This window comes from Streptomyces sp. NPDC002870 (assembly GCF_042888505.1).
Lineage (GTDB): Bacteria > Actinomycetota > Actinomycetes > Streptomycetales > Streptomycetaceae > Streptomyces.
Genome location: NZ_JBIAPW010000009.1, coordinates 71,238 through 95,552, shown reverse-complemented (window position 1 = coordinate 95,552; position 24,315 = coordinate 71,238). Strand labels below are relative to the sequence as shown.

The 24,315-nt window shown below is 71.6% G+C and carries 22 protein-coding genes and 3 pseudogenes; 8 read left to right on the top strand and 17 right to left on the bottom strand.

The window, feature by feature from the left end; translation table 11 throughout:
- Window positions 1-118: 118 nt before the first annotated feature.
- Genes ACFYWY_RS13905 through ACFYWY_RS13895 form a run of 3 tightly spaced genes read left to right on the top strand, consistent with a single transcriptional unit; the run spans window position 119 to window position 2,519 of the window.
- Window positions 119-1,195, top strand: coding sequence for an ADP-ribosylglycohydrolase family protein (locus ACFYWY_RS13905; RefSeq protein ID WP_389184712.1), 1,077 nt, complete (start codon window positions 119-121; stop codon window positions 1,193-1,195).
- A 44-nt stretch (window positions 1,196-1,239) separates the two neighbouring features.
- Window positions 1,240-1,731 carry an NUDIX domain-containing protein gene (locus ACFYWY_RS13900; protein ID WP_389184709.1) on the top strand — a complete coding sequence of 164 codons (492 nt, stop codon included), beginning with the start codon at window positions 1,240-1,242 and terminating at the stop codon, window positions 1,729-1,731.
- A 50-nt stretch (window positions 1,732-1,781) separates the two neighbouring features.
- Complete coding sequence (locus tag ACFYWY_RS13895) at window positions 1,782-2,519, top strand: NAD-dependent deacetylase (protein ID WP_389184706.1); 738 nt, start codon at window positions 1,782-1,784, stop codon at window positions 2,517-2,519.
- 120 nt (window positions 2,520-2,639) lie between these two features.
- Here ACFYWY_RS13895 and ACFYWY_RS13890 read toward each other — a convergent pair whose 3' ends face one another.
- From ACFYWY_RS13890 to ACFYWY_RS13875, 4 genes are read right to left on the bottom strand one after another with little or no spacing between them, the layout of a single operon-like run.
- Window positions 2,640-3,131, bottom strand: a complete 492-nt coding sequence (locus tag ACFYWY_RS13890; RefSeq protein ID WP_389184702.1) for a methylated-DNA--[protein]-cysteine S-methyltransferase — start codon at window positions 3,129-3,131, stop codon at window positions 2,640-2,642.
- A 9-nt stretch (window positions 3,132-3,140) separates the two neighbouring features.
- Window positions 3,141-4,616, bottom strand: a complete 1,476-nt coding sequence (locus tag ACFYWY_RS13885; protein ID WP_389184699.1) for a DNA-3-methyladenine glycosylase 2 family protein — start codon at window positions 4,614-4,616, stop codon at window positions 3,141-3,143.
- A 49-nt stretch (window positions 4,617-4,665) separates the two neighbouring features.
- Window positions 4,666-5,199 carry an O-acetyl-ADP-ribose deacetylase gene (locus tag ACFYWY_RS13880; RefSeq protein WP_389184696.1) on the bottom strand — a complete coding sequence of 178 codons (534 nt, stop codon included), beginning with the start codon at window positions 5,197-5,199 and terminating at the stop codon, window positions 4,666-4,668.
- Between the two features lie 25 nt (window positions 5,200-5,224).
- Window positions 5,225-6,643 carry a phytoene desaturase family protein gene (locus ACFYWY_RS13875; RefSeq protein WP_389184693.1) on the bottom strand — a complete coding sequence of 473 codons (1,419 nt, stop codon included), beginning with the start codon at window positions 6,641-6,643 and terminating at the stop codon, window positions 5,225-5,227.
- An 86-nt stretch (window positions 6,644-6,729) separates the two neighbouring features.
- Between ACFYWY_RS13875 and ACFYWY_RS13870 the strand changes: the two are divergent.
- Window positions 6,730-7,419: pseudogene (locus ACFYWY_RS13870) on the top strand (nucleotidyltransferase domain-containing protein); the annotation flags it as partial.
- 21 nt (window positions 7,420-7,440) lie between these two features.
- Here the strand turns inward: ACFYWY_RS13870 and ACFYWY_RS13865 are convergent.
- Window positions 7,441-8,262: an inositol monophosphatase family protein gene (locus ACFYWY_RS13865; protein ID WP_389184690.1), complete on the bottom strand. Its 822-nt coding sequence runs from the start codon at window positions 8,260-8,262 to the stop codon at window positions 7,441-7,443.
- Window positions 8,263-8,303: 41 nt separating this feature from the next.
- A pseudogene (locus tag ACFYWY_RS13860) lies at window positions 8,304-8,543 on the bottom strand (gamma-glutamyltransferase family protein); the annotation flags it as partial.
- A gap of 122 nt (window positions 8,544-8,665) precedes the next feature.
- Here ACFYWY_RS13860 and ACFYWY_RS13855 point away from each other — a divergent pair.
- Window positions 8,666-9,448, top strand: a complete 783-nt coding sequence (locus ACFYWY_RS13855; protein WP_389184687.1) for a TIGR02569 family protein — start codon at window positions 8,666-8,668, stop codon at window positions 9,446-9,448.
- Between the two features lie 51 nt (window positions 9,449-9,499).
- Complete coding sequence (locus ACFYWY_RS13850) at window positions 9,500-9,664, top strand: hypothetical protein (protein WP_389184684.1); 165 nt, start codon at window positions 9,500-9,502, stop codon at window positions 9,662-9,664.
- 9 nt (window positions 9,665-9,673) lie between these two features.
- Here the strand turns inward: ACFYWY_RS13850 and ACFYWY_RS13845 are convergent, their stop codons facing one another.
- From ACFYWY_RS13845 to ACFYWY_RS13835, 3 genes are all read right to left on the bottom strand, one after another.
- Complete coding sequence (locus ACFYWY_RS13845; protein ID WP_389184681.1) at window positions 9,674-10,996, bottom strand: TIR-like protein FxsC; 1,323 nt, start codon at window positions 10,994-10,996, stop codon at window positions 9,674-9,676.
- A 422-nt stretch (window positions 10,997-11,418) separates the two neighbouring features.
- Window positions 11,419-12,006: a TetR/AcrR family transcriptional regulator gene (locus ACFYWY_RS13840; protein WP_389184678.1), complete on the bottom strand. Its 588-nt coding sequence runs from the start codon at window positions 12,004-12,006 to the stop codon at window positions 11,419-11,421.
- A gap of 5 nt (window positions 12,007-12,011) precedes the next feature.
- Window positions 12,012-13,442: an amidase gene (locus ACFYWY_RS13835; RefSeq protein WP_389184675.1), complete on the bottom strand. Its 1,431-nt coding sequence runs from the start codon at window positions 13,440-13,442 to the stop codon at window positions 12,012-12,014.
- A 55-nt stretch (window positions 13,443-13,497) separates the two neighbouring features.
- Here ACFYWY_RS13835 and ACFYWY_RS13830 point away from each other — a divergent pair, with 55 nt between their 5' ends.
- A complete protein-coding gene (locus ACFYWY_RS13830; RefSeq protein ID WP_389184672.1) occupies window positions 13,498-14,292 on the top strand; it encodes an SDR family NAD(P)-dependent oxidoreductase in 795 nt (264 codons plus the stop codon).
- A gap of 117 nt (window positions 14,293-14,409) precedes the next feature.
- Here the strand turns inward: ACFYWY_RS13830 and ACFYWY_RS13825 are convergent, their stop codons facing one another.
- The 7 genes from ACFYWY_RS13825 to ACFYWY_RS13795 form a co-directional block, all read right to left on the bottom strand.
- Entirely contained in the window at window positions 14,410-15,954 is a 1,545-nt protein-coding gene (locus ACFYWY_RS13825; RefSeq protein ID WP_389184669.1) for an NCS1 family nucleobase:cation symporter-1, read from the bottom strand.
- Window positions 15,955-15,968: 14 nt separating this feature from the next.
- On the bottom strand, window positions 15,969-16,970 hold the full coding sequence (locus ACFYWY_RS13820) for a TIGR03842 family LLM class F420-dependent oxidoreductase (protein WP_389184666.1): 1,002 nt from the start codon (window positions 16,968-16,970) through the stop codon (window positions 15,969-15,971).
- 12 nt (window positions 16,971-16,982) lie between these two features.
- Entirely contained in the window at window positions 16,983-18,389 is a 1,407-nt protein-coding gene (gene hydA / locus ACFYWY_RS13815; RefSeq protein WP_389184663.1) for a dihydropyrimidinase, read from the bottom strand.
- Between the two features lie 30 nt (window positions 18,390-18,419).
- On the bottom strand, window positions 18,420-19,703 hold the full coding sequence (locus ACFYWY_RS13810; RefSeq protein WP_389184660.1) for an aspartate aminotransferase family protein: 1,284 nt from the start codon (window positions 19,701-19,703) through the stop codon (window positions 18,420-18,422).
- Window positions 19,700-20,542 carry a nitrilase-related carbon-nitrogen hydrolase gene (locus tag ACFYWY_RS13805; protein ID WP_389184657.1) on the bottom strand — a complete coding sequence of 281 codons (843 nt, stop codon included), beginning with the start codon at window positions 20,540-20,542 and terminating at the stop codon, window positions 19,700-19,702. The genes ACFYWY_RS13810 and ACFYWY_RS13805 overlap by 4 nt, the downstream gene beginning before the upstream one ends.
- Before the next feature lie 159 nt (window positions 20,543-20,701).
- Window positions 20,702-22,444 (bottom strand): hypothetical protein, encoded by a 1,743-nt coding sequence (locus ACFYWY_RS13800; protein WP_389184654.1) that lies wholly within the window; start codon window positions 22,442-22,444, stop codon window positions 20,702-20,704.
- Window positions 22,445-22,531: 87 nt separating this feature from the next.
- Window positions 22,532-22,912 (bottom strand): PPOX class F420-dependent oxidoreductase, encoded by a 381-nt coding sequence (locus tag ACFYWY_RS13795; protein WP_389184651.1) that lies wholly within the window; start codon window positions 22,910-22,912, stop codon window positions 22,532-22,534.
- 121 nt (window positions 22,913-23,033) lie between these two features.
- Between ACFYWY_RS13795 and ACFYWY_RS13790 the strand changes: the two are divergent.
- A pseudogene (locus ACFYWY_RS13790) lies at window positions 23,034-23,480 on the top strand (M24 family metallopeptidase); the annotation flags it as partial.
- A gap of 7 nt (window positions 23,481-23,487) precedes the next feature.
- Here ACFYWY_RS13790 and ACFYWY_RS13785 read toward each other — a convergent pair.
- Window positions 23,488-24,204 carry a glycoside hydrolase family 75 protein gene (locus ACFYWY_RS13785; protein ID WP_389184648.1) on the bottom strand — a complete coding sequence of 239 codons (717 nt, stop codon included), beginning with the start codon at window positions 24,202-24,204 and terminating at the stop codon, window positions 23,488-23,490.
- Window positions 24,205-24,315: the final 111 nt, after the last annotated feature.

Genomic DNA, 24,315 nt, shown 5'->3' with positions numbered 1-24,315 from the left:
CTTTCGAACAGGCAGTCGCGCCGCTCCGACCCTATCCGCCCGGTCTGCGGGCGTGCCACCCCACGGCCCGGTCGCCCACCACCGCGCAGATCCGGCGGCATTTCGGTAAACCGGACCTATGGGCCTACCTCACTCGGAGCTCGCCGACCGGATCCACGGCGGCTGGCTGGGCAGAGTCGCCGGCAACATGCTCGGCAAGCCCGTCGAGCTCGGCGACTACTGGACACGCGATCGCATCGACCGCTATCTGCGCCGCACCGACGCCCTCCCCCTCACCGACTACATCCCCGAGCCCCCGCCGGACGCGGACGCCGGCGACTTCGAGCTGCGGCCCGAATGGCGCGAGTGCGTGAGGGGCCGGATCCACGGCAGTTGCCGCGACGACGACGTGGACTACACGATCCTCGGCCTGCACCTTCTCGAGACCCACGGCTTCGGCTTCACCACCGAGCAGGTGGGCGACGCCTGGCTGCTGCACCTCCCGCTCCTGCAGACGTTCACCGCAGAGCGGGCCGCCTACCGCAACCTCGCGAACGGACTCGGCCCCCCGCTCACCGCCACCCACGACAATCCCTACCAGGAGTGGATCGGGGCCCTCATCCGCGCCGACATCTTCGGCTGGACCTGCCCCGGCTCCCCGCACCGCGCCGCCGCGCTCGCCCGCCGCGACGCGGTCCTCTCGCACAGCGGCAACGGCGTGTACGGCGCGATGTGGGCAGCCGCCCTGATCGCCGCCGCCTTCACCGCGAACAGCCCGCGCGAGGCGATCGAGACGGCGCTGGAACGCGTCCCAGCGAGCTGCCGCCTCGCCCGCGCGGTACGCCACACCACCGCTCTGTACGCCTCCGGATCACCCTGGTCCGACACGCTCACCGAGATGGCCGAGCAGACGAGCCACCTGGGCTGGATCCACACCGTTCCGAACGCCGCCGTCATCACGGCCGGACTGCTGTACGGCGCCGGTGACTTCACCTCCACCATCAGCCTCACGGTCCGCGGCGGACTGGACACCGACTCCAACGGAGCGACGGCGGGCTCGGTGGCAGGTGTGCTGCGCGGCGCCGCCGCCATCCCCGCACACTGGACGGACCCCCTGGAGGACCGCGTACGCAGCGCGGTGTTCGGTTTCGACGGCGCGAGGATCAGCGAACTCGCCGAGCGTACGGTGCGGTTGGCGGCGCTCTCCGCGAGTTGACGCGAGACCGCTGCGGTGGCTCGGCCCCCACTACGCTTCCCCGAGTGACTTCCTCTGACTACGCCACGTACATCGCATCCCTCCCCCGCATCCTCGCCGGCGCCGCCGTGCTCTTCCGTGACGGCCAGGGGCGCGTGCTGCTCGTCGAGCCCAACTACCGCGAGGGGTGGGCGCTGCCCGGCGGGACCGTCGAGTCGGACCTGGGCGAGACCCCGCGGCGGGCGGCGCGGCGGGAGACGCTCGAAGAGATCGGGCTCGATGTGGAGCTGGGCACGCTGCTGGCGGTCGACTGGGTGCCAGGCGTGGCGCGGCCGCCGATCGCCGCGTATGTGTACGACGGCGGGGTGCTGACCGAGTCGCGGATCGAGGCAATCCGGCTGCAGGAGGAGGAGCTGCTCTCCTGGCGGCTGGTGCCCCGTGACGAAATCCGCGAGTATCTGCTGGGCTCGCTCGGCCACCGGGTGCTGGCCGCTCTCGACGCGCTGGAGGCGGGCACCGGGCCAGTGGAGCTGGAGAACGGCCTGCCGCCCGCCTGACCGGCCAAATCGACTCGCCTCCGTGGGGGCCCGCTGCGTACGCTCGCGGCATGACTCTCGTCGCGATCCTCAGCGGCGCCGGCATCTCCACGGACTCCGGCATCCCCGACTACCGCGGGCCGAAGGGCCTGTGGCGGCGCGATCCGGAGGCCGAGAAGCTCGTCACGTACGACTACTACATGGCCGATCCGGACATCCGCCGCCGCTCCTGGCAGATGCGGCGCGACAGCACCGCCTGGCGCGCCCGGCCGAACGCCGCGCATCTGGCCGTCGCCGAGCTGGACCGGCAGTCCGGGGTCGCGGTCCGGGTGATCACCCAGAACGTCGACGGGCTGCACCAGCTGGCGGGCATGCCAGAGCGCAAGGTGCTCGAACTGCACGGCACGGCGCGCACGGTGACCTGCACCCGTTGCCACGCCCGCTCACCGATGGCCCAGGCGCTGGAGCGGGTCGAGGCCGGTGAGGAGGACCCGCCGTGCCGTGCGTGCGGCGGGATCCTGAAGTCGGCGACGGTGATGTTCGGGGAGCGGCTCGATCCGGTGGTGCTGGCAGAGGCGATGGCGATCGCCAAGGCGAGCGAGGTCTTCATCGCGGTCGGCACGAGCCTGCAGGTGCAGCCCGCGGCCTCGCTCGCGGGGATCGCGGCGGAGCACGGGGCGCGGCTCGCGATCGTCAATGGCGAGCCGACTCCCTACGACGAACTGGCGGACGAGGTCGTCCGCGAGCCGATCGGCACGGGGCTGCCCGCGCTGCTGAAGCGGCTGAATTCCAGCCCCTCCGGCGATTGAGGAGTGGGGGTCCCCCACGCCCGCAGGGCGTAGGGGGTGGGGGCACCTCCCATGCCCGAAGGGCTATGGGGGAGGTCCGGGGCTGAGCCCCGGCTCCCCGGCCGGAACGGCGCGTCGTTCTCAGAACAGCGCATCGTCCGGCATGCCGCACTCGAACGCCAACAGCCGCTGTTTGCGGTCGAGTCCGCCGCCGTAGCCGATGAGGCTTCCGGTCGAGCCGATGACCCGGTGGCACGGGACGATGATCCCGATCGGGTTCTTGCCGTTGGCCAGGCCCACCGCGCGGGAGGCCCCGACATTGCCCAGCGCCTCGGCCAGTTGCCCGTACGTACGCGTCTCGCCGTACGGGATCTTCCGCAGCTGGTCCCAGACACCCTGCTGGAAGGGCGTTCCTTCGAGCCGCATCGGCAGGTCGAACTCCTTGAGCTCCTGGGCGAAGTACGCGTCGAGCTGGCGGATCGTCTCGCCGAACGGAGCGGGGTCCGGCTCGCCGAAGGTCTCCTCGTCGGGGCGGTGGCGCTGCGCGGTCATGTAGAGCCCGCTCAGCACGCCGTCGGTGGCGACGAGGGTGAGCGGACCGTACGGGCTGTCCGTGACGGTGTGTTGTTTCACCGGACTTCCTTACACGGGGAGGTGGTTGATGGGATGGCCGTCGGTGGCCCACAGGTACTGCACGGCGTATGCGCGCCAGGGCCGCCAGGCGGCGGCGCGCTCGGTGAGAGCGGCGGGCGTGGAGGGCAGACCGAGCTCGGCCGCCGCGCGCCGCATCCCGAGGTCGCCCGGCAGGAACGCGTCGGGGTCGCCCAGTGCCCGCATCGCGATCACCTCGACCGTCCAGGGGCCGAAACCGGGCAGCGCGATCAGCTGGGCGCGGGCCCGTTCCCAGTCGCTGTCGAGGCCGAGCTGCAGCGAGCCGTCGGCCAGGGCGTCGACGAGGGTCGTCAGAGTGGCGCGGCGGCTGCGGGGCAGCGCCAGCGTCTGCGGGTCCAGCGCCGCCAGCGCCGCGGAGGACGGGAAGAGGTGGGTGAGGCCGCCCTCGGGGTCGTCGATCACCTGGCCGTGCGCGGTGACCAGCCGGGCGGCGTGGGTGCGGGCCGCGGCGGTCGAGACCTGCTGGCCGAGCACCGCCCGTACCGCGAACTCCGCCGCGTCGACGGTGCGCGGCACCCGTCGGCCGGGTGCCTTGTCCACCAGCGGGGCGAGCAGCGGGTCCGTACGCAGCTGGTCGTCGACGGCGACCGGATCGGCGTCCAGGTCGAGCATCCAGCGGCTGCGGCTGATCGCGATGGTGAGGTCGCGCGGGTCGGTGAGGGAGAGCCGGCAGGCGATGTGGTCGGGGTGCGGGGTGAGGGCGACGATGCCGTGTCCGTACGGGAGGCTCAGGGTGCGGCGATATGCGCCGTCCCGCCACTCCTCGACGCCGGGGACGCCCGTCGCGGCGAGGTGTCCGAAGAGGTTGCTCGGGTTGAGCGGTGCGCGGTACGGCAGCCGCAGTGCGATGACGCCGGGGGTCTGCGGGGGTGTGGACCTGCTGCGGGCGGCGCGGGTGCGCAGTTCGCCCGGGGCGAGCGCGAAGACTTCGCGGACGGTGTCGTTGAAGGTACGGATGGAGGAGAAACCGGCGGCGAAGGCGACCTCGGCCATGGGGATGCCGGTGGTTTCGATGAGCAGGCGCGCGGTCTGGGCGCGCTGTGCGCGGGCCAGGGCGAGCGGTCCCGCACCCAGCTCGGCGAGGAGCTGGCGCTCGATCTGGCGGGTGGAATAGCCGAGGCGCGCGGCGAGTCCGGGCACGCCCTCGCGGTCGACGACGCCGTCCCGGATGAGGCGCATGGCGCGGGCGACGGCGTCGGCGCGGGCGTTCCACTCCGGGGAGCCGGGGCTGGTGTCGGGGCGGCAGCGCTTGCAGGCCCGGAATCCGGCCTGCTGGCAGGCGGCGGCGCTCGGGTAGAAGGTCATGTTCTCGACCTTCGGCGGCACGACGGGGCAGCTCGGGCGGCAGTAGATCCGCGTGGTCAGCACGGCCGTGAAGAACCAGCCGTCGAAGCGGGCGTCCTTCGACTGGACGGCGCGTACGCAGCGCTCGGTGTCGGTGTGCATGGCTCAAGCATCAGGCACGAGGGAGGTCAGGGCTGGCGAGAAAACGACATCAACCTTGCTCTGCCAGGGCCGCCTCGAAGACCTTGTACGCCTGCTCGTCGAAGAGCACGAACCGTACCTCGGCGACGGGCGCCGCTGCCGCCTCGCGCACCGTACGGATCGCGATGCGCGCGCCGTCGTCCATCGGCCAGCCGTAAATGCCGGTCGAGATGGCGGGGAAGGCGACGGTCTCGGCTCCCAGCTCCTGTGCCACGCGCAGCGATTCGCGGTAGCAGGAGGCGAGGAGGGCGGACCGGTCCTCCTGCCGGGACCAGACGGGGCCGACGGTGTGGATCACATGCCGCGCGTCGAGGCGACCCGCGGTGGTGGCGACGGCCTGGCCCGTGGGCAGGCCCTTGCCGTAGTGCGAGGCGCGCAGGGCACGGCACTCGGCCAGGATCTCGGGCCCGCCGCGGCGGTGGATGGCGCCGTCGACTCCGCCGCCGCCGAGGAGTGATGAGTTGGCGGCGTTGACGATGGCGTCGACATGCTGCTGGGTGATGTCTCCCCGTACGAGGACGATGGCGGGCGACTGGTCTGTCATACCGCCATCATCTCTCCGACGGGGGTCACCCGGCCGCCCTCAGACGCCGCCACACCGCCTTCGCCGCGTGGTGGCCCGACATGCCGTGCACGCCGGGGCCCGGCGGGGTCGCGGACGAGCAGATGAAGACCGAGGGGTGCGCGGTGGCGTACGGGACGCGGGCGAGCTTGGGACGGATCAGCGTCTGCAGCCCGGCGAACGCCCCGCAGGCGATGTCACCGCCGATGTAATTCGCGTTGCGCTGGGCGAGTTGGGGCGGTCCCGCCACGGCTCGGGCCAGCACGAGGTCGCGGAAACCGGGCGCGAAGCGTTCCAGCTGCCGCTCGATGGCCTCGGTGGCATCGCCCTCCCAGCCGGCCGGCACATGCCCGTACGCCCACAGGACGTGCTTGCCCGCCGGGGCCCTGGACGGGTCGATCACGCTCGGCTGGGAGGTGATCAGGAAGGGCACCCGGGGGGCGGCGCCCGCGACCGCGGCGCTGAGGGCCGTATCGATCTCGCCGGCGGTGGGGCCGATGTGCACGGTCCCGGCCACGCGGGCCTCCTGCGCGGTCCACGGCATCGGACCCGACAGGGCGTAGTCGATCTTGAACGCGGAGGCGCCGTACCGATAGTGCTGATACGCCTGGCCGAGATCGGCGATCCTGGCGAGCGCGGTCGGCGAGGTGTCGAAGATGTACGCCCGGGCCGGCGGCAGCTCGTCCAGCCGCTTGACCTCCGTGCCCGTATGGATTTCACCGCCCTGTTCGCGCAGATACGAGGCCAGGGCGTCGGAGATCGCCTGCGAACCGCCGCGCGGCACCGGCCAGCCCTTCTCGTGCGCGGCCAGCGCGAAGCACAGGGCGATGCCGGCGGTGGCGAAACCGCTGGTGGGGGCGATGGCGTGGGCGGCGAGACCGGCGAACAGCCCGCGGGCCCGCTCGCCCCCGAAACGGCGGGCGATCCAGCTCGCGGGCTGGAGCGCGGTCAGCCCGAAGCGCGCCAGGCGGAACGGGTCACGGGGGAGCCCGTCCCACGGGGTGCGCAGGAAGTCGGCGGCGAGGGTGTCCCAGTGGCCGGTGTAGGGGGCGACGAGCCGGCGGTACGCCCCGGCGTCGGCGGCTCCCAGCGACATCGCGCTCTCGCCGACCGAGCGGCTGAGCACGGCGGCGGTGCCGTCGGGGAAGGGGTGGGCGAGCGGCAGCTCGGGGTGCAGCCACTCCAGGCCGTGCCGATCGAGCGGCATGGCGGCGAAGGCCGGCGAGCCGATGCCGAGGGGGTGGACGGCGGAGCACGGGTCGTGGCGGAAGCCGGGGAGGGTGAGCTCCTCGGTCCTCGCTCCGCCGCCGATCGTGTCCATGGCTTCGTAGACCGCTACGGAGAACCCGCGGCGGGCCAGTTCGACAGCGGCGGTCAGCCCGTTGGGTCCCGCCCCCACGACGACGGCATCGAGCATCGACGGCACCTTCGGACTCCTTTGTCAGCCGATGGCCAAGGTCCCCAGGATATTCCGGGGCGCCGACAGCGGGAGCCGGGGTAGTGTCCGGCGCGATGAATTCCAAGATCGAAGCGATGGCGCGGCAGCTCACGGGGGTGGGCGGGGTGCGTGCGGTGGCGCTGGGCGGCAGCCGCGCCCGCGGATCGCACCGCCCGGACTCCGACTGGGACCTCGGCGTCTACTACCGGGGTTCGGTGGATGCCGGTGCCCTGGCGTCCCTCGCCGCGGAGGTGACCGGCGGGCCGGTGGAGGTCGCCGGGCCCGGGGGCTGGGGTCCGTGGGTCAACGGCGGCGCGTGGCTGTCCGTCGACGGCACGCGAGTGGACTGGATCCTGCGCGACCTGGACCGGGTGGAGCGGGTCTGGGCGGACTGCCGGGCCGGCCGCTACGAGACGGGCGTACAGCCGGGGCATCCGCTGGGCTTCTGGTCGCCGGCGTACGCGGGCGAGGTGGCGCTGGGCGTGGTACTGGCGGACACGGAGGGCGAGTTGACGGAGCTGCGGGCACAGGCGCAGCAGTACCCGGAGGCCTTGCGCCGGGCGCTGATCGACGCCGCGTGGGAGGCGGAGTTCTCCGTGGAGGCCGCCGCCAAGTCGGTGGGCACGGGAGATGCGCTGCATGTGTCGCTCTGCCTGTCCCGCGCGTTCGGCGTCCTGGTGCAGTCCCTGCACGCGGACGCGAGGGTGTGGTGCCTGAACGAGAAGGGCGCGCTGACGACGGCGACGGCGCTGGAATCCGCGCCCGGGGCGACTCACACCGGGCGGTCACCCAGCCAGCAGGCTCCGTATCCGCAGCGCAGTCGCCGTGTCACGCGCCGCCGTGAACGGGAGTGCGTTGCCGCCCGCGATGGAGAAAGGCTTGCCCGCCACCGTGGTGTGCGCCCCGCCCGCCTCCGTCACCAGGAGCAGGCCCGCCGCGTGGTCCCACGCGTTCTCCCAGGAGAATGCGACCGCGTCGAGCCGGCCCCGCGCCACGCCCAGATACTCCAGGCCCGCCGAGCCGCAGGGCCGTGCGTGCACCCCGTCCACGTTCAGGCCGAGCAGTGCATGCTTCTGGTCCGGGGTCGTGTAGTCCGGGTGGGACATGGCCACCTCCAGCGCCGCCCCCGGCGCCGGTGAACCCGCCAGAAGCGGCATGCCGTTGAGGTGGGCGCCGCCGCCCCGTAGCGCTGTCGCCATCTCCTCGAGCACCGGTGCGTACGTCCAGGAGGCCAGCACCTCGCCGCGCAGGGCGAGGGCGACCAGTGTGCAGAAGCCCGGCTCGCCGCGGACGAACTGCCGTGTGCCGTCGACCGGGTCGACGATCCAGACGGGCGCGTCGCCCTGCAGCGCCTCGTACACGGACGGGTCCGCGTGCACCGCCTCCTCGCCGACCACGACGGAGCCGGGGAGCAGGGCCGTCAGGGAGGCGGTGAGGTGCTCCTCGGCATTGCGGTCGGCGATGGTCACCAGGTCGTGCGGCCCGGTCTTCTCGACGATCTCGTGGGCGGCGAGCTGGCGGTAACGCGGCGTGATCTCGGTGGCGGCCGCCTTGCGGACCGCCTCCTCTACGTCGGACAGATCACCGTTCAGGAAGTCATCGATCATGCCTCCAGCTAAGCACGGCCCGCTGACATCCCACTGTCGGCTCAGCGCCCCACCGCGTAACCCTGCATTCCCCTGGGGTTCGCCGCGGCGGACAGCACACCCGTGCGCGGGTCCCTGGCGACCGCGCACAGCCTGCCCTCCGACCAGGCGTCGCCGACGGTGACGTCATGGCCACGCAGCCGCAGCCCGGCGATGACGCCCGGGTCCGTACGGGACTCGACGGTGACGCTGCCCGGCCGCATGCCGCGCGGGTAGAAGGAGCTGGGGAAGCTGTCGCTGTGTCGCCGGTACTCAACAGAATTCGCCGGTACTCGTCGAACGGGCCCGCGCGGCACCGCGAATTCATCGGGCACAGAGAAAATGTTCGGCGTCCGTGCAGGCTAGCCGCCTACGCTCCCCGGCCATGAGCCAGTCCCCCGCCCCATCCTCTTCCGTGCTCGCCGCGTTCGGGGCCGCCGGAACACCGGTCCCCCTCCCCGGCGGCCAGGGCTCGGCCTGGCGCTCCGGCGCGCTGGTGCTCAAGCCCGCCGCGATGGAGCCGGAGACCGCGTGGCGCGCGGGCGTCCTGCACCATCTGCCCGAGGCACCCGGCTTCCGGGTCGCCCGCCCGGTGCCGGCGACGGACGGATCCTGGGCGGTGCACGGCTGGGAGGCGTGGCGGCAGGTCGGCGGATCCACCGATCCGCACCGCGCCGACGAGGTCATCCGGGCGGGCGAAGCCTTCCACGCGGCACTGGCGCACCTGCCCAGGCCGCGCTTCCTCCACGTACGCGACACCCCTTGGTCCCGCGCGGACCGGCTGGCCTGGCAGGAGACCGAGGAGGCCCCGGACTTCCCCCTGCTGGCGCCCCTCCTCGCCGAGCGCGGCACCGTCGACGCCCCCGCCCAGGCTGTCCACGGGGATCTGCTGGGCAATGTCCTCTTCGAGCCGGGCCGGCCTCCCGCGATCATCGACTGGCCGCCCTACTGGCGTCCCGCGGCTTACGCCTCCGCGGTCGTCGCCGTCGACGCGCTGTGCTGGTACGAGGCCGATGCCGCGCTGCTCGAGCGGTGGTCGCATCTGCCCGACTGGCGTCAACTGCTCGTCCGCGCGCTGATCTTCCGTATCGCGACGCACGAGTCGCTGGACGGCAGGACCGAGAGCACCTACCGCAAGGCGACGGACCTGATTCTCGCCACTGCCTGACCCCGCACCACTCCGAAGTACACCATCGCCGTCGGCGCGTACGAGAAAACCATGCTGGACCACGCGGCGTTCACCACGGTCGCGGCAGCCAACCGCAACCTGGAACAGGGCGTGGCGGACAACAGGTTCGCGCTGGCCGGCTTCCGCACGTTGCTGCGGCTGGCGAGCACGATCGGCCCCATCCGCCGGAAGATGACCACCGCCATCGCCACCTAGCCCGGCTCTCTAGGAGTCTTCTACGTCAGGGCTCCAGGGGATGTGGGTGGAGTACTCGGTGGTGCCGTACTCGGCCATCGGGCCGCGGAACCTGGGCCGTTCGCTCCGGTCCCCGCCGAGCGGCGGGGTAGCCGGGTAGACCTCGGCGTGCCGCAGATACTCCTGGGCGACCGACTCCACCACCTGCGGCAGGATCTGCCCGAAGGCCTCCATGCTGAGCACTCCTCTGGCGGCCGCGCGGCAGATGGCGCGGCCCTGCCGCATCTGATGGGGCATGGTCCGCTCCAGTTTCTGGACCAACTCTGCCTCGGACACCCGGCTCTGCGGGTCGTCGCGGTTCCATGCGACGACGACGCTCACCCAGGGCCGCGGCTCAGCGTCGAAGGCGGCGAGCCGTGCGCGCAGCTGTTCGTCCTCCAAGGCCCAGCGGTCGACCAGCAGTAACTCCGGCCGGGTGGGCGGCTGGCTGAGATCCGACGGCGTCTCCTGGTCGAACGAGGAGACCGTGGCCTGGTAGTTGAGTGAGCGCATGAGATCCTGCGCGACATACGCCAACGGCCGTGCGGAGTCCGGATGGTACGGATTCCAGTCCTGCGGGTGCGTACCGTAGTAGTCGGAGGCGCGCCCGTCGGACAGATCGTGCCTGGTGGGCGCGACAACGGTCACATGCATCGGCCGGGGTCCGCCGCCGGGTTTGCCGAAGGCGCTGGGCGCGTGCCGGTAGTCGACGGGGTGACCAGGGGCGAAGTGGGTGGTGTCCGCCATGCTGACGATCCGTTTGGCGAGTTCATAGACCGCCGTCTCGTATTCCTCGCGGAAAATTCGGAGCTTGATCAGGCCGTAGAGGCCGTCGGTGACATAGCGGTCGCCGAAGGCCCGGTGGTTGAACTGCAACCGCTCGGCGGGACCCGGCAGTTGCTCCGGCAACATCGGCACCCACTGCACGGGCACGATCGCCTCCGCCGGCCGGTTGCTCTTCGCCTGGTGGTAGATCGCCCGCTGCGCGAACGCGTACCACTCCTTGCCGCACATCTCGCTGGCGAAGTACCGCGGCGAGAACAGCGGGACGAACACCCGGCAGGTGGCAAGGACTTCACCGAGCCGCTCGGACCAGCCCTCCCCCGATCGGATCTCGCGGTCCATGAAGCCGGCGGGCGCGCCGGCCGGAAGATCCGTCATCGCCATGACATGACCGCAGAGATCGCGGAAGAGCCGCTTCACCCACATGTCCGGGTCCGGGCCGCCTGCCCCGTACCGCGGGGTGTGCGCGTAACTCAGGAAGAAGTACGGCCGATGCTCCAGCTCCCCGGGTCCACGACGGACATTGAGCACAGGTTCACCTCGGTCACCGCTTCCAGCGCAATGGTCTGCCCCGGCGACGGTGCCGGTGCTGGTGCTGGTGCTGGTGCTGGTGCTGGTGCTGGTGCCTCCACGGCAGTCGGCTCCGGTGCCGTCGTGGCCACCTCCTCGACGGCCAAGCCAAGGGCACGGAGAGTCCGCGTGGATGCGGCAGCGAACGGCACGAGACTGGATGCGATGTCCGCGCCTCCTCCGGCGTCGGGCACAAGCGCCGGGAAACGCGACGGGGCGGAGGCGTGCTCGGCGATGAAGCGGCTTACGGCGTCGTGGGTGCGCAGAGCGTCTCGCGCGCCCAGCCTGGAGGCCAGGCCGAGGCACAAGTGCAGTGGCCAGCAGGTTAGCAATGAGCGGAAAGGCACGGGCCTTGATTGCTCACGGCGGGCGCGCCCCGGCGACTACCGCCCTGCCTCGTGGCCGACCGCTCCCCGCGCGAGCAGCAGCAGCGCGTCGACCAGGTCGTCGGCCGGGTCGCCCGTCGCCAGTCTGCGCAGTTGAAGGCCCATCACCAGCGCGACCGTGGTCGCGGCGAGGCGTTCGGCGTCCGGGACGCCGAGGCCGGTGAGGATCTGCGCCGCGAGCCGGTCGTACGCGGCGAAGGCCTCGGCTGCCGCTTCCCGCAGCCGCTCGTCGCGCCCGGCCTGGACGTACAGCTCGAAGGGCGCGATGTGCTCGCTGTCGAAGGCGGTGCCGCCCGCCACCTGGCCCGCCAGGGCGGCGGCGCCGTCGATGTCGACGCCGTCGCTCTGGCACTGGTCCGCCAGTTCGGTGAAGCGGCGGGTCTCCTCGCGAACGAAGTGCAGCAGGCTCTCGCGCAGCAGCTCGTGCTGGGTCTCGAAGTGGTACGTGACCGAGCCGAGCGAGACCCCGGCCTCCTTGGCGATCCGCCGGTTGGTGACCGCCGCGACCCCGTCCTTGCCGATGATGTGCAGGACGGCGGTGATGATGCGCTGCCGGGTCGGGGCGGAGCGGGCCGGATTGGACATGCCGGTCATTGTTCCACCGGCACGCTCCCGGGGATCACCGGGGCGGGCGGCCGCTTCTCGTACCACCGCTGGTCGGCTTCCAGTTGGGCTGCGAGCGAGATCAGCCGTTCCTCGCTGCCCGCAGGGCCGAGCAGCTGCGCGCCGACGGGCAGTCCGTCGGCCGTGAGTCCGGCGGGGACGTTGACGCCGGGCCAGCCGAGGACGTTCCAGGGCCAGGCGTACGGGCACGCGGCCGCCATCGTCGCGTCGGTGCGCCAGGCGCTGAGTCCGTCGAAGGCGCCGATGCGCGGGGGCGGGGCCGCGGTGGTCGGGGTGAGGACGATGTCGTACGAGTCGAAGATCGCGCCGATCCTGGCGTGCTGGCGGGCCTCGCGGGCGCGGGCGGCGCGCACGACGCGGCCGCCGAGCCGGCGGCCGTTGCGCATGGCATGGCGGGTGCGCGGGTCGAGCAGGGCGGGGTCGGGGTGCAGGGCGGCGACCTCCGCGATGCCCGCGGTGGCGCGCGGCACGAAGGCGAGGCCGATCAGGCCGTAGCGCGGCCGGGCCTCCTCCACATGGTGGCCGAGGCGGGCGAGCGCTTCGGCGAGCGCGGTGACCGCGCGGCGCACCTCAGGGTGGGGCGCGGTGCGGGTGAGGGTGAGCGGGGGCCGCCAGGCCAGAGCGATGCGCAGCCGGCCCGGGTCGCGGCGGGCGGCGGCGGAGGCGCTGACGGCGTCCGGGCGGTGCAGGTCCTCGGGGTGCGGGCCCTGCACCACGTCGAGCAGCAGCGCGGCGTCGGCGACGGTGCGGGCGAGCGGGCCGTTGACGGCGAGCCCCTGGAAGGCGTCGGCGTAGGGGTGCAGGGAGACGCGGCCGCGCTGCGGTTTGATGCCCACGAGGTGGCACCAGGCAGACGGGATGCGGACCGATCCCGCCCCGTCGGAGCCGAGCGCGGCGGGAACGAGGCCGGCGGCGACGGCGGCCGCCGAGCCGCCGGACGAACCGCCCGGGGTGTGGTCGGTGGACCAGGGGTTACGGGTGGCGCCGAAGGCGGGTCCCTCGGTGAACGGCCACTGGCCGAGCTCGCAGGAGTTGGTCTTGCCGACGATCACGGCCCCGGCCGCGCGGAGGCGGCGTACCGCTTCGCCGTCCGTGGCGGCCGGGGCGAGCTCGCCGCAGCAGCCGAAGAGGGTGGGCAGCCCTGCCACATCGGTGTCGTCCTTGACGGCGAGGGGCACGCCGAGGAGCGGCAGCCGCTCTCCCGCCGCCAGGCGCCGGTCCGCGTCCCTGGCCTCCGCGAGCGCCGCATCGCCGCGCACCCAGCGAAAGGCGTTGATGGTGGACTGGCTGGCCTCGATGCGCTCGATCGCGCTCTTCACCAGCGCTTCGGACGTCGTCCGACCGTCCGTCAACTCGCGTGTGTGCTCTGCCAGTCCGCCGGAATCTCCTGTGGACACGACCGCCCCACCTCCCTATTGTTCGTTCGAACGAACAGAACTGGAGGGTAACCAGATGCGCATCACCGGAGCAACCGTTCTGCTCACCGGGGTCACCGGCGGCATCGGCGGCGCGCTCGCCGCCGAACTGGCAGCCATGGGCACGAAGTTGATACTGACCGGCCGTCGCCCCGAGGCGCTGAAACCACTCGCCGACCGCTATGGCGCGCGCACGGTCGTCGCCGATCTCGCCGACCCGGACGACGTGGAACGGCTCGCCCGCGAGGCCGCCGGCACGGACATCCTGATCGCCAATGCCGCCCTGCCCTCCAGTGGTGAGCTGCTGGACTACAGCCCGGAGCAGATCGACCGCGCCCTCGCGGTCAACCTTCGCGCCCCGGCCATGCTCGCCCGGCTGCTCGCCCCGGCGATGGTCGAGGCACGTCGGGGCCACCTGGCGTTCGTCGGCTCGATGTCGGGCAAGACGGCGACGAAGTACTCCGCGCTGTACGACGCCACCAAGTTCGGCCTGCGCGGCTTCGCCCTCGCGCTGCGCCAGGATCTGCACGAGCACGGGGTCGGCGTGTCGATCGTCCAGCCCGGGTTCGTACGGGACGCGGGCATGTTCGCTGCGACCGGAGCGGATGCCCCGGCGGGACTGCGCACGGTTTCACCCCGGCAGGTCGTCGCGGGCGTCGTCCGCGCCATCGAGCAGGACCGGGCCGAACTGAACGTCGCCCCCGTCGAGATGAAGGTGCTCACCGCGATCGCCGGCCAGTTCCCGGGCTTCTCCGAACGCGTCCAGCGGCGCGCGAGCAGCGCGGACCGTACGGTCCGCCACATCGTGGAGGCACAACGCGAAAGCCGCTGACCCCTGGCCGCCGCGCGCTCTGCCTCGGGGCTTCAACGCCGGGGCTTCGATGCCCGGGGCCTCAATACCCGGGGCTCAACCCGGGGCTCAATACCCGGGGCCTCAGACCCCGGGGCCTCAATACCCGGGGCCTGAGTCCCGGGCCGCGCGGGCCACCGGCAGCATCAGCACCACATAGAGCACCAGCGCCGCGGCGAGCCCCACCGCCCAGCCGTAGTTCGCGAGGGGTTTGAGGACGGGGATCAGTCCCTCCTCGGGGAACGGCCCCTTCCCCTTCGCCGAGTGCGAGCCCCCCACCGCCAGCACCCCGCCGACCGCGAACGCGGCAACGGCGCGCAGATTCCAGCCGGAGGTGTACCAGTAGCGGCTGCCCGGCGTGTAGAGGCCGGCCAGGTCGAGGACCGTGCGGCGGATGATCCAGTAGTCGGCGATCAGAATGCCCGCGACCGTGCCGAGCAGACCGCCGACGAGGCCGAGCCAGGTGAAGATGTAGAGCTCGGGTGTCTCGGTCAGCTTCCACGGCATGATCAGGACGCCGACGACGCCCGTGATCAGCGCCCCCCTACGGAAGTTGATCAGCTTCGGCGCCAGGTTCGCCAGGTCGTACGCGGGTGAGACGACGTTGGCCGCGATGTTCACCGAGATCGTCGCAATCAACACGGTCACCAGGGCGAAGAGCAGGCCGAAGACGTTGTCGGTCTTGGCGGCGAGCGCGACCGGGTCCCAGACCGCCGCGCCGTACACCGCCTGGGAGCCGGACGTGACGAAGACCGACAGCAGCGCGAAGAGGGTCATCGTCGTCGGCAGACCGAGCGTCTGGCCCCAGATCTGGGCTCGCTGGCCCTTGCCGAAGCGGGTGAAGTCCGGAATGTTCAAGGACAGCGTCGACCAGAAGGCGATCATCCCCATCAGCGAAGGGAAGAAGACCGGCCAGAAGTCGGCACCCCAGCCGAGCTTCGAAGGCTGGTCGAGGAGCGGTCCGAGGCCGCCCGCCTTGGCGGTGATCCACACCAGCAGGACCAGCGCGCCGACGATGACGAACGGCGCGGCCCAGTTCTCGAACCGCCGCAGCGTCTCCATCCCCCGGTAGATGATGGCCAGTTCGACCGCCCAGAAGATCACGAAGCACACCCACAGCGTCCACGGCTGCCCGCCGACCTCGGCCGCTTTCGTCCAGCCGCCGAAGATCTTGCCGAGCAGGATGAAGATGCCCTGCCCGCCGATCCAGGTCTGGATGCCGAACCAGGCACAGGCCACTGCGGCCCGGACCAGCGCCGGGAGGTTCGCTCCGCGCAGCCCGAAGGAAGCGCGCGCGAGGACGGGGAAGGGAATGCCGTACTTCGGTCCCGCGTGCCCGGTCAGCAGCATCGGCACGAGCACGATCAGATTGGCCAGGCCGATGGTGAACACCGCCTGCTTCCAGTCCATGCCGAGGGCGACCAGGCCGGAAGCGAGCAGCCAGGACGGGATGTTGTGGGCCATGCCGACCCACAGCGCGGCGAAGTTGTACGTGGTCCAGCGGCGTTTCGCGACCGGGACGGGCAGCAGATCGTCATTGACGAAGCGGCTGTCGGGGGGAACGGCGCCGGGCGCGAGCTCGACGCGGCCCGCGGACTCGTCTATCGAGCCACCGGCCGGAGCGGGTGGAACGGTCTCGGCCATCTGCGTCGGCTCCTTCAGCGGTTGAGTGCCGGGATGATCTGGGAGCCGTACGCGTCGATGGTCGCTTCCTTCGCGTCGTGCATGTTGTAGACCGCGAACTGGTCGACACCCAGCTCGCGCAGCGCCTTCAGCTTCTCGATGTGCGCCTCGGCCGGGCCGAGCAGACAGAAGCGGTCGACGATCTCGTCCGGGACGAAGTCCGTGGACGGGTTCCCGGCGCGGCCGTGGTGGCTGTAGTCGTAGCCCTCGCGTGCCTTGATGTACGAGGTGAGGGCGTCGGGCACCAGGTCGGAGTGCTCTCCGTAGCGGGACACGAGGTCGGCGACGTGGTTGCCGACCATGCCGCCGAACCAGCGGCACTGTTCGCGGGCGTGCTCGATGTCGTCGCCCACGTATGCGGGTGCGGCGACGCAGATGGTGACGGAGTCCGGGTCGCGCCCGGCGTCCGTCGCGGCGGTACGGACCGCCTTGACCATGGACTCGGTCAGATACAGGTCGGCGAGCTGGAGGATGAACCCGTCGGCCTTCTGGCCCGCGAGCGCCAGCGCCTTGGGCCCGTACGCCGCCATCCATACCGGCAGCTTGCCGTCCCGGACCCAGGGCAGTCGGAGGGGCTGCCCGTCGACCACGGCCTCCCGGCCTTCGGCGAGGTCGCGGATGACGCCGATCGCCTCGCCGAGCCTGGCCAGGGTGTTGGGTTTACGGCCGGCGACGCGCATCGCGGAGTCGCCGCGCCCGATGCCGCACACCGTGCGGTTGCCGTACATGTCGTTCAGCGTCGCGAAGGTGGAGGCGGTGACTTCCCAGGTTCTGGTCCCGGGGTTGGTCACCATGGGTCCGACGTGGAGCTTCTGGGTGTGTTCGAGAATCTGGCTGTAGATGACGAATGGCTCCTGCCAGAGCACCGCCGAGTCGAAGGTCCAGCCGTAGCGGAAGCCGTTGCGTTCCGCGCGTCGCATCAGTGAGACGACGGCAGAGGCCGGCGGGTCGGTCTGCAGGACGAGTCCGAAGTCCATGACGTGGAGCTCCTAGTTCAGGTACTGACAGGTGCCTCGGGGGGTGTACTGGCCGTGTCCCGCCCGGCCGGTGAACTCCCGCCGGTCGATGACCACCTCGCCGCGCGAGAGCACGGTCTCCACCTGGCCGGTGATCCGCTTGCCCTCGTACGCGGAGTAGTCGACGTTCATGTGGTGGGTCTCGACCGAGAGGGTCTGCTCGGCGTGCGGGTCGTAGATGACCACATCGGCGTCCGCGCCCGGCGCGATGGTGCCCTTCTTCGGGTACAGGCCGAACATCCGGGCCGGGGTCGCGCAGGCGACCTCGATCCAGCGGCGGCGGGTGAGGTGTCCGTCGACGACCGCCTGGTGGAGGAGGTCCATCCGGTTCTCCACGCCCGGCAGCCCGTTGGGAATCTTGGAGAAGTCGCCGCGGCCCAGTTCCTTCTGGCCGACGAAGCAGAAGGGACAGTGGTCGGTGGAGACGACCTGTAGGTCGTTGGTCCGCAGTCCGCGCCAGAGCGCGGCTTGATGCTCCTTGGGGCGCAAGGGAGTTGAGCAGACGTACTTCGCGCCTTCGAAGTCCGGCTCTGCGAGGTTGTCGGTGGAGAGGAAGAGGTACTGCGGACAGGTCTCGCCGAAGACGTTGAGGCCCTTGTCGCGGGCGGCGACGAGCTCGGCGACGGCTTCCTCGGCCGACACATGGACGACGTAGAGGGGGGCGCTGGCGACCCGGGCGAGCTGGATGGCGCGGTGGGTTGCCTCCGCCTCGAGGAGGGCCTTGCGCACCTCGCCGTGGTAGCGCGGGTCGGTGTGGCCCGCGGCGAGCGCCTGCTCCACCAGGACGTCGATGGCGATGCCGTTCTCCGCGTGCATCATGATCAGCCCGCCGTTGGCGGCGGAGCGCTGCATCGCGCGCAGGATCTGCCCGTCGTCGCTGTAGAAGACGCCCGGGTAGGCCATGAAGAGCTTGAAGGAGGTGATGCCCTCCTCCACCAGCAGATCCATCTCCTTCAGCGACGACTCGTTGACGTCGGAGAGGATCATGTGGAAGGCGTAGTCGATGGCGCATTTGCCGTCGGCCTTGGCGTACCAGGCGTCGAGCCCTTCGCGCAGGGCGTGCCCGACCGACTGCACGGCGAAGTCGACGATGGTGGTGGTGCCGCCCCAGGCGGCGGCCCGGGTGCCGGTCTCGAAGGAGTCGGAGGCGAAGGTCCCGCCGAACGGCAGCTCCATATGGGTGTGCGCGTCGACGCCGCCCGGGATCACGTACTTGTTGGCTGCCTCGATGGTGCGGTCCGCGGTCCAGGCATCGGCGACGGCTGAGCCGTGCGCGGCGAGCGCGGCGATCCGGCCGTCCTCGATCAGTACGTCGGCATGGACCTCGTCCGCGGCCGTGATGACCAGGCCGCCGCGGATCAGGGTGCGGGTGCTGCTCATTGCTGGTGCGCTCCCTCTTGTGCAGTCGATCTAGACGCTGTGCAGGGCCTGTTCGAGGATGGCGGCGCCCTCTTCCGCCTCGGCGACGGTCAGCGAGAGCGGCGGGGCGATACGCAGGGCGCTGGTGCTGTGGCCGCCGCCCTTGCCGATCAGCAGCCCGCCCTCGCGGGCGGCCTCCAGGACGGCCGATGCCGCTTCCGGGTTCGCCTCGTCGGTACCCGGCTTGACCAGCTCGATGCCGATCATCAGGCCGCGGCCGCGTACTTCTCGTACGGCCGGAACACCCGCGCCGATGGCCCGCAGCCGCTCGATCAGCAGGCCGCCGACGCGGCGGGCGTTGCCCTGGAGGTCGTGCTCCAGCAGATACGAGAGGTTGGCGGCGCCCGCCGCCATGGTGACCGGGGAGCCGCCGAAGGTCGAAATGGAGTTGGCGTCCAGGGTGTTCATGATCTCGGCGGGAGCGACGACGCCGCCGATGGACATGCCGTTGCCGATGCCCTTGGCGAAGGTGAGGATGTCCGGCGGACCGTTCTCGGCGTGCGCCTGCCAGCCCCAGAAGTGGTCACCGGTGCGGCCCCAGCCGGTCTGCACCTCGTCGGAGATCCACAGGATGCCCTCCCGGCCGAGAACTTCGCGGAACGCGGCGTACAGACCGTCGGGCGGGGATGTGAAGCCGCCGACGCCCTGGATGGGTTCGGCGATCAGCGCGGCGACTCCGCCCCGGGTCTGGCCGAGGACGTCCTCCAAGTCCGCCACGCACGCCTCGATGAACTGCGCGTCGGACAGCTGGGCGTAGGGGCCGCGGGTGCGGACGCCGCCGTGCACGTACAGCGTCTGCAGCGGGGAGAGGCTGGTGGGCGACCAGCTCCGGTTTCCGGTGATGGAGACCGCCGAGAAGGACCGGCCGTGGTAGCTGTTGCGCATCGCCAGGATCTGGTTGGAGCGGCGGTGGCCGGTCGCCAGCAGCAGGGCGGTGTCATTGGCCTCGGTACCGGAGGTGGTGAAGAAGACCCGTGCGTCGGGGATGCCGGAGAGGGCGGCAATCCGCTCGGCGAGCTCGACCATCGGGCGGTTGAGGTAGAGCGTCGAGGAGTGGACGATCCGCCCGGCCTGCTCGCTCACCGCCTTGGTGACCTCGGGGAGGGCGTGAGCGGTCATCGTGGTGAGGATGCCGCCGAAGAAGTCGAGGTAGCGGTTGCCGTCCGCGTCCCAGACATGGCGGCCCTCGCCGTGGGTGATCTCGATGGGCTGCTTGTAGTAGAGCGCTACCCAGTCCGGGATGACGGCCTTGTGGCGGTCGTAGAGATGGGTCACGGTTGCACCAGCCCCTCGTAAGCGTCGGGGCGGCGGTCCCGGTAGAACGCCCACTGCTGTCGTACGACGTCGATCAGGTCGAAGTCGAGGTCCCGTACGAGCAGTTCCTCCTCCTTGTCACTGGCGACCTCGCCGACGAACTGACCTCGCGGGTCGACGAAGTAGCTGGTGCCGTAGAAGTCGTTGTCGCCGTACTCCTCCTGACCGACGCGGTTGATGGCGGCGATGAAGTACTCGTTGGCGACGGCGGACGCGGGCTGCTCCAGCTGCCAGAGGTACCCGGAGAGGCCGCGCGAGGTGGCGGACGGGTTGTAGACCAACTGGGCGCCGTTCAGGCCGAGTTGACGCCAGCCCTCCGGGAAGTGCCGGTCGTAGCAGATGTACACCCCGACCCTGCCGACCGCGGTGTCGAAGACGGGCCAGCCCAGATTTCCCGGCTTGAAGTAGTACTTCTCCCAGAAGCCCTTGACTTGGGGGATGTGGTGCTTGCGGTATTTGCCCAGGTAGGAGCCGTCGGCGTCGATCACGGCGGCGGTGTTGTAGTAAAAGCCGGCACCCTCGATCTCGAAGACCGGGACCACGATCACCATGCCGGTCTCGCGGGCGAGCTCCTGCATCCGGCGGACGGTGGGACCGTCCGGGACGGGCTCGGCCCAGCGGTAGTGCTCGGGCTCCTGGACCTGGCAGAAGTAGGGAGCGTTGAAGACCTCTTGAAAACCGATGATCTTGGCGCCCCGGCGGGCGGCCTCGCGGGCGTGTTCCTCATGCTTGGCAATCATGGATTCGGTGTCGCCGGTCCAGGTCGCCTGGACCAGTGCGGCGCGTACGACGTTAGCCATGAGCTGCTCCTTCGGCGGGGCGTCAGAGAGCTTCTACGCACGTAGATGCTCGTGCGTAGGAAGAGAACGTAAGCCCCGTCACACACTGGGGCAAGACCATCGTCGTTAACCCGCAAAGTCGATCATGTTTCACACCCGAGCGGTCCACACCGTACGGCTTCACGCACCGAGATGACCTGCTACGCGCAGCGCATGGACGAGATCACGCTCGTGATCCGCGGAGATCGCGCGGGCGGTGTCGAGCAGCTGCGGCACGAGGCGGCGGGGGTCGCGGTCGGCGATCTTGGCGGTGTCCTCTGCGGCGTGGACCTGTACGAAGGCGGCCAGTAAGGCGCGGGCTTCCGGCTCCCGGCCCTCGTCCTCGAGGGCGAGTACGGCGTCGGCGACGTCGTCGGCGGGGCGGGTGACGCCCTGGCGCAGCAGCTGCCGGCTGTCTTCGGTACGGCCGGCCGCGGCGAGTGCGCCGGCGGCCGCCGCGAGCCTCAAGGCCGGCTGAGACGCGGTCTCCCACAGCAGCGTGGCCCAGTCGGCGTCCAGGCCCGCGCGGTGCAGCTCGGCGGCGATGAGGGGCAGCCAGGGGGCGGGCCGGGCGGCCGCCTCGACGAGCACGGCGTGCGCCTCACCGCTGCGGCCCTCGGCTCTCAGCCGCCCGAGCTCGGCGACGGTCTCCCGGGCGGCCCGGTCCGCTCCGGCGGGCGCGACAGGGGCGGCGGGTGCCTGCTGCTCGGCGGCCGCGCCGCCGTACCGCGCCCCGCGCGGCACATCACCGGCGACGGGCAGCACGGGCACGGCGGCGATCTCCTCCCCGTCGTCCTCGACCCCGGCGAACCGGGCACCACGGGGGCGCCGCTTCTTGGCGGCGGGTGCGGGGGGTTCGGTGGGTGCGGGGGGCGTCGGGGGTCCGCCGGCCGGGGCGCCCGCGACGTCCGGCCCGGGGGTGGTGTCCGGCTCCGGCCGGAACCAGCCGTCGGGGGCGGCGGGCTTGCTTGCGGCCTCCGGGACCGCGGTGGCCTCCGGAGCCGGCCGGAACCAGCCGTCGGGCACGGCGGGCGCGGCGGGCTCGCCGGGGCGCTCGTAGGCCTCGTACGACCGGGCCGGGCCGGGCGTATCCCGTACGTCCGTCCCGGCCTCCGGCTGGTACCAGTCGTCCACCGGTCCCGCCTGCGCGGGAACGTACCCCTCGGCCGCCGACCGCCCCCCGGGCCCCGGCCCGTACCCGGCGTCCGGCGCGGCGGACACGTCCCCACCTCCGGGCCACCCGGCGTCCGGCGCGTACCCGGCGTCCACCGGACCGGCCTGTGCGGGAACATACCCCTCGGCCGCCGACCGCCCGCCGGGCCCCGGACCGTACCCGGCGTCCGCGATGTCCGGCGCCCGGCGTCCGCCCCGCGTCGACGCGTCCAGCGCGCCGAGCCTCGAACGCAGCTCCGCCACGCGCGACGTCGCTCGCGCGTAGTCGTCGCGGGTCCACTCCAGTTCGTGGGCCAGCTGCTCCGCCGTGGGCGTGCCCTCCGGCTCGCCCGCCAGGCGGTGCAGCAGCTCCTCCGCCCGGCCCGTCGCGTACACCTCTTCCCGGAGCATCAGCTCCAGCCGCTCCCCCAGCGCCTCGCGGCCGCCCGGCCGCCGGTCGTGGGCCGCCGCAGACGCTGCGTGGAGGTGTCTCGCGCGGACGGACTCCTGTTCCGCGACCACCGCCCCGCGCCGCGCCGCGAGGTCGTGGAGCAGCGCCTCCACCACGTCCCAGGGTGGGATCTCGACGCCGTCCAGACAGGCGCGCATCCCGTCGGGGTCACGCTGCCAGAAGATGCCGTACCAGCCGCCGCTCCGGTCGAGGAGCGCGGTCAGACCCTTCAGGTACCGCGCGAACACTCCGGCCTCTGCCGGAAGTTGATGCACCGCCATCGCCGCCCCTGCCCAACCGCCGCCTGGAACCTTTCAGTCCGCTGGCATTCGACCCCAGGCGTGTTACGGCTCTGCTACGCGCAGTTTTCAGATGGTCACCGCGATGCCGGTCTGCGGCCGCTTCCCCCGCCGCACGACCGTGGCCGGCCAGTCGACCAGCCAGAACTGCCAGGTGTACTTGCGGGCAAGCAGTTTGCGAATTTCGCCCGTCCCGGCGGCATCCAGCAGTCGCGCTGTACCCTCCGCGCTCGGTGCGCCTTCCGCGATCCGGCCACGCGCGTCGCAGACGGTGACGACGACGCGGCTGTCGTTGCGCAGCCGCTTGACCTTCCAGGAGCCGGAACCCGTCCACACGAACAGTTCACCGCCGTCCACCGCGAACCAGACGGGCGTGGCGACGCCCGTCCCGTCTTTGCGGAACGTGGCCAGACTGATGTACCTGGCGGGTGCGAAGTCCTCAGGAGTCACGGGCCGAGACTATGCCGACGGAGTTCGAGACGCACGCGCGTCAGGGTCGGCGCTCGTACGCCTCCCTCGCCTCTGCGAGCTCCGGCAGATGCGTCATGGCCCACTCGCACGCCGCGTCCATCGGCCCGAGCGCCGAGCGGCCGAGCTCGGTGAGTTCGTACTCGACGCGCGGCGAGTTCTCGTCGTGCGCGGTTCTGGTCGGGTCGGCGACATCGCCCACGCCATCGGCCGCGTGTGCCGCTCGGCGGGGTACGGCATCCCGGACGGCTTCGGCGGCCACGGCGTGGGCCGCCACATGCACGAGGAACCCGGCGTGCCCAACGAGGGACGCCCTGGTCGGGGGATGCCGCTGCGCCACGGCAAGTGCCGGCGATCGAGCCCATGGTGATCGGCAGCGGCACGGGCGCGGCCGCCGCGCTGCTGGTCCTCGCCGCGGGCGCGGCCGGACGGCCACCACACGGCGCGGGACGGCTTGACGGTCCGTACGGCTGACGGCAGCCGGGCCTCCCACGCCGAGCACACGGTGGCGATCACGGACGACGGCCCCCGCATCCTCACTGCCCTGTAGCCCCGCGCTAGTTGTTCTGCAGGAAATCCCTGGCAAGGGCCTCACCGAGGGTCACGGCGCCACTGTGGTCCTCGATCTGCGACACCCGGGAGTTCTCGAACAGGATGTACGTGACCCCCGAATCGACACCGCCGCCCATGGGGTCGGGGTTGATGCCGAGGGCCTCTGCGGTGGCGTACGAAGCCTCGCCGATGATCCCGGTGGGGCCTGTGTCGCCCACGACCGCGTACTGCACCCGGTCCCCGTATATGACGGCGGCGACCGTTCCGTCCATGATCCTCGATGATTGGTAGTCCCACATCCCGCTCGGGAGGGGGGCGACGATGAACGGCAGCGTCTCGGAGTTCAGCTCCGCGCCGTCGGACTGCTTGAAGGTGGTCGCAGCCTGGAACAACGGGTCGGTCGCCGCGTTGCACCGGTCGGTGGGCTGGCCGTCGCAGTCGATGTCCATGTCGGCCTGCCAGAACACGGCCCCGTTCTTGCCGCAGACTGGTATGTTCGCGGGCCCGTCCTCGTCCGTCCGGTACCAGCCGTTCGAGATCTGCGGACAGTCACTGACCTTGGCGAGCAGGTCGGACGCGCTGACTGAGCCCTCGTAGCTCGCGAAGTCGTTGCCGAAGGTGCCCAGCGGGTTGGGATCGGCGAGGGCATCGGCCGGCAGCGCAGCCGCTGCGAGCAGGGCGGAACCGGCGGCCGCGGCGAGAGCGGCTATTCGTATGCACACAGGGAGCCTTTCGTTCGAAAGCGTACGAAAGGCTCCCTACCCGTTTGCGGGCCCGGCGCGTCCGGTCAGCCGCCGGACGGGTTACGCAGGCTTGCCGCACAGCCTCCTCGC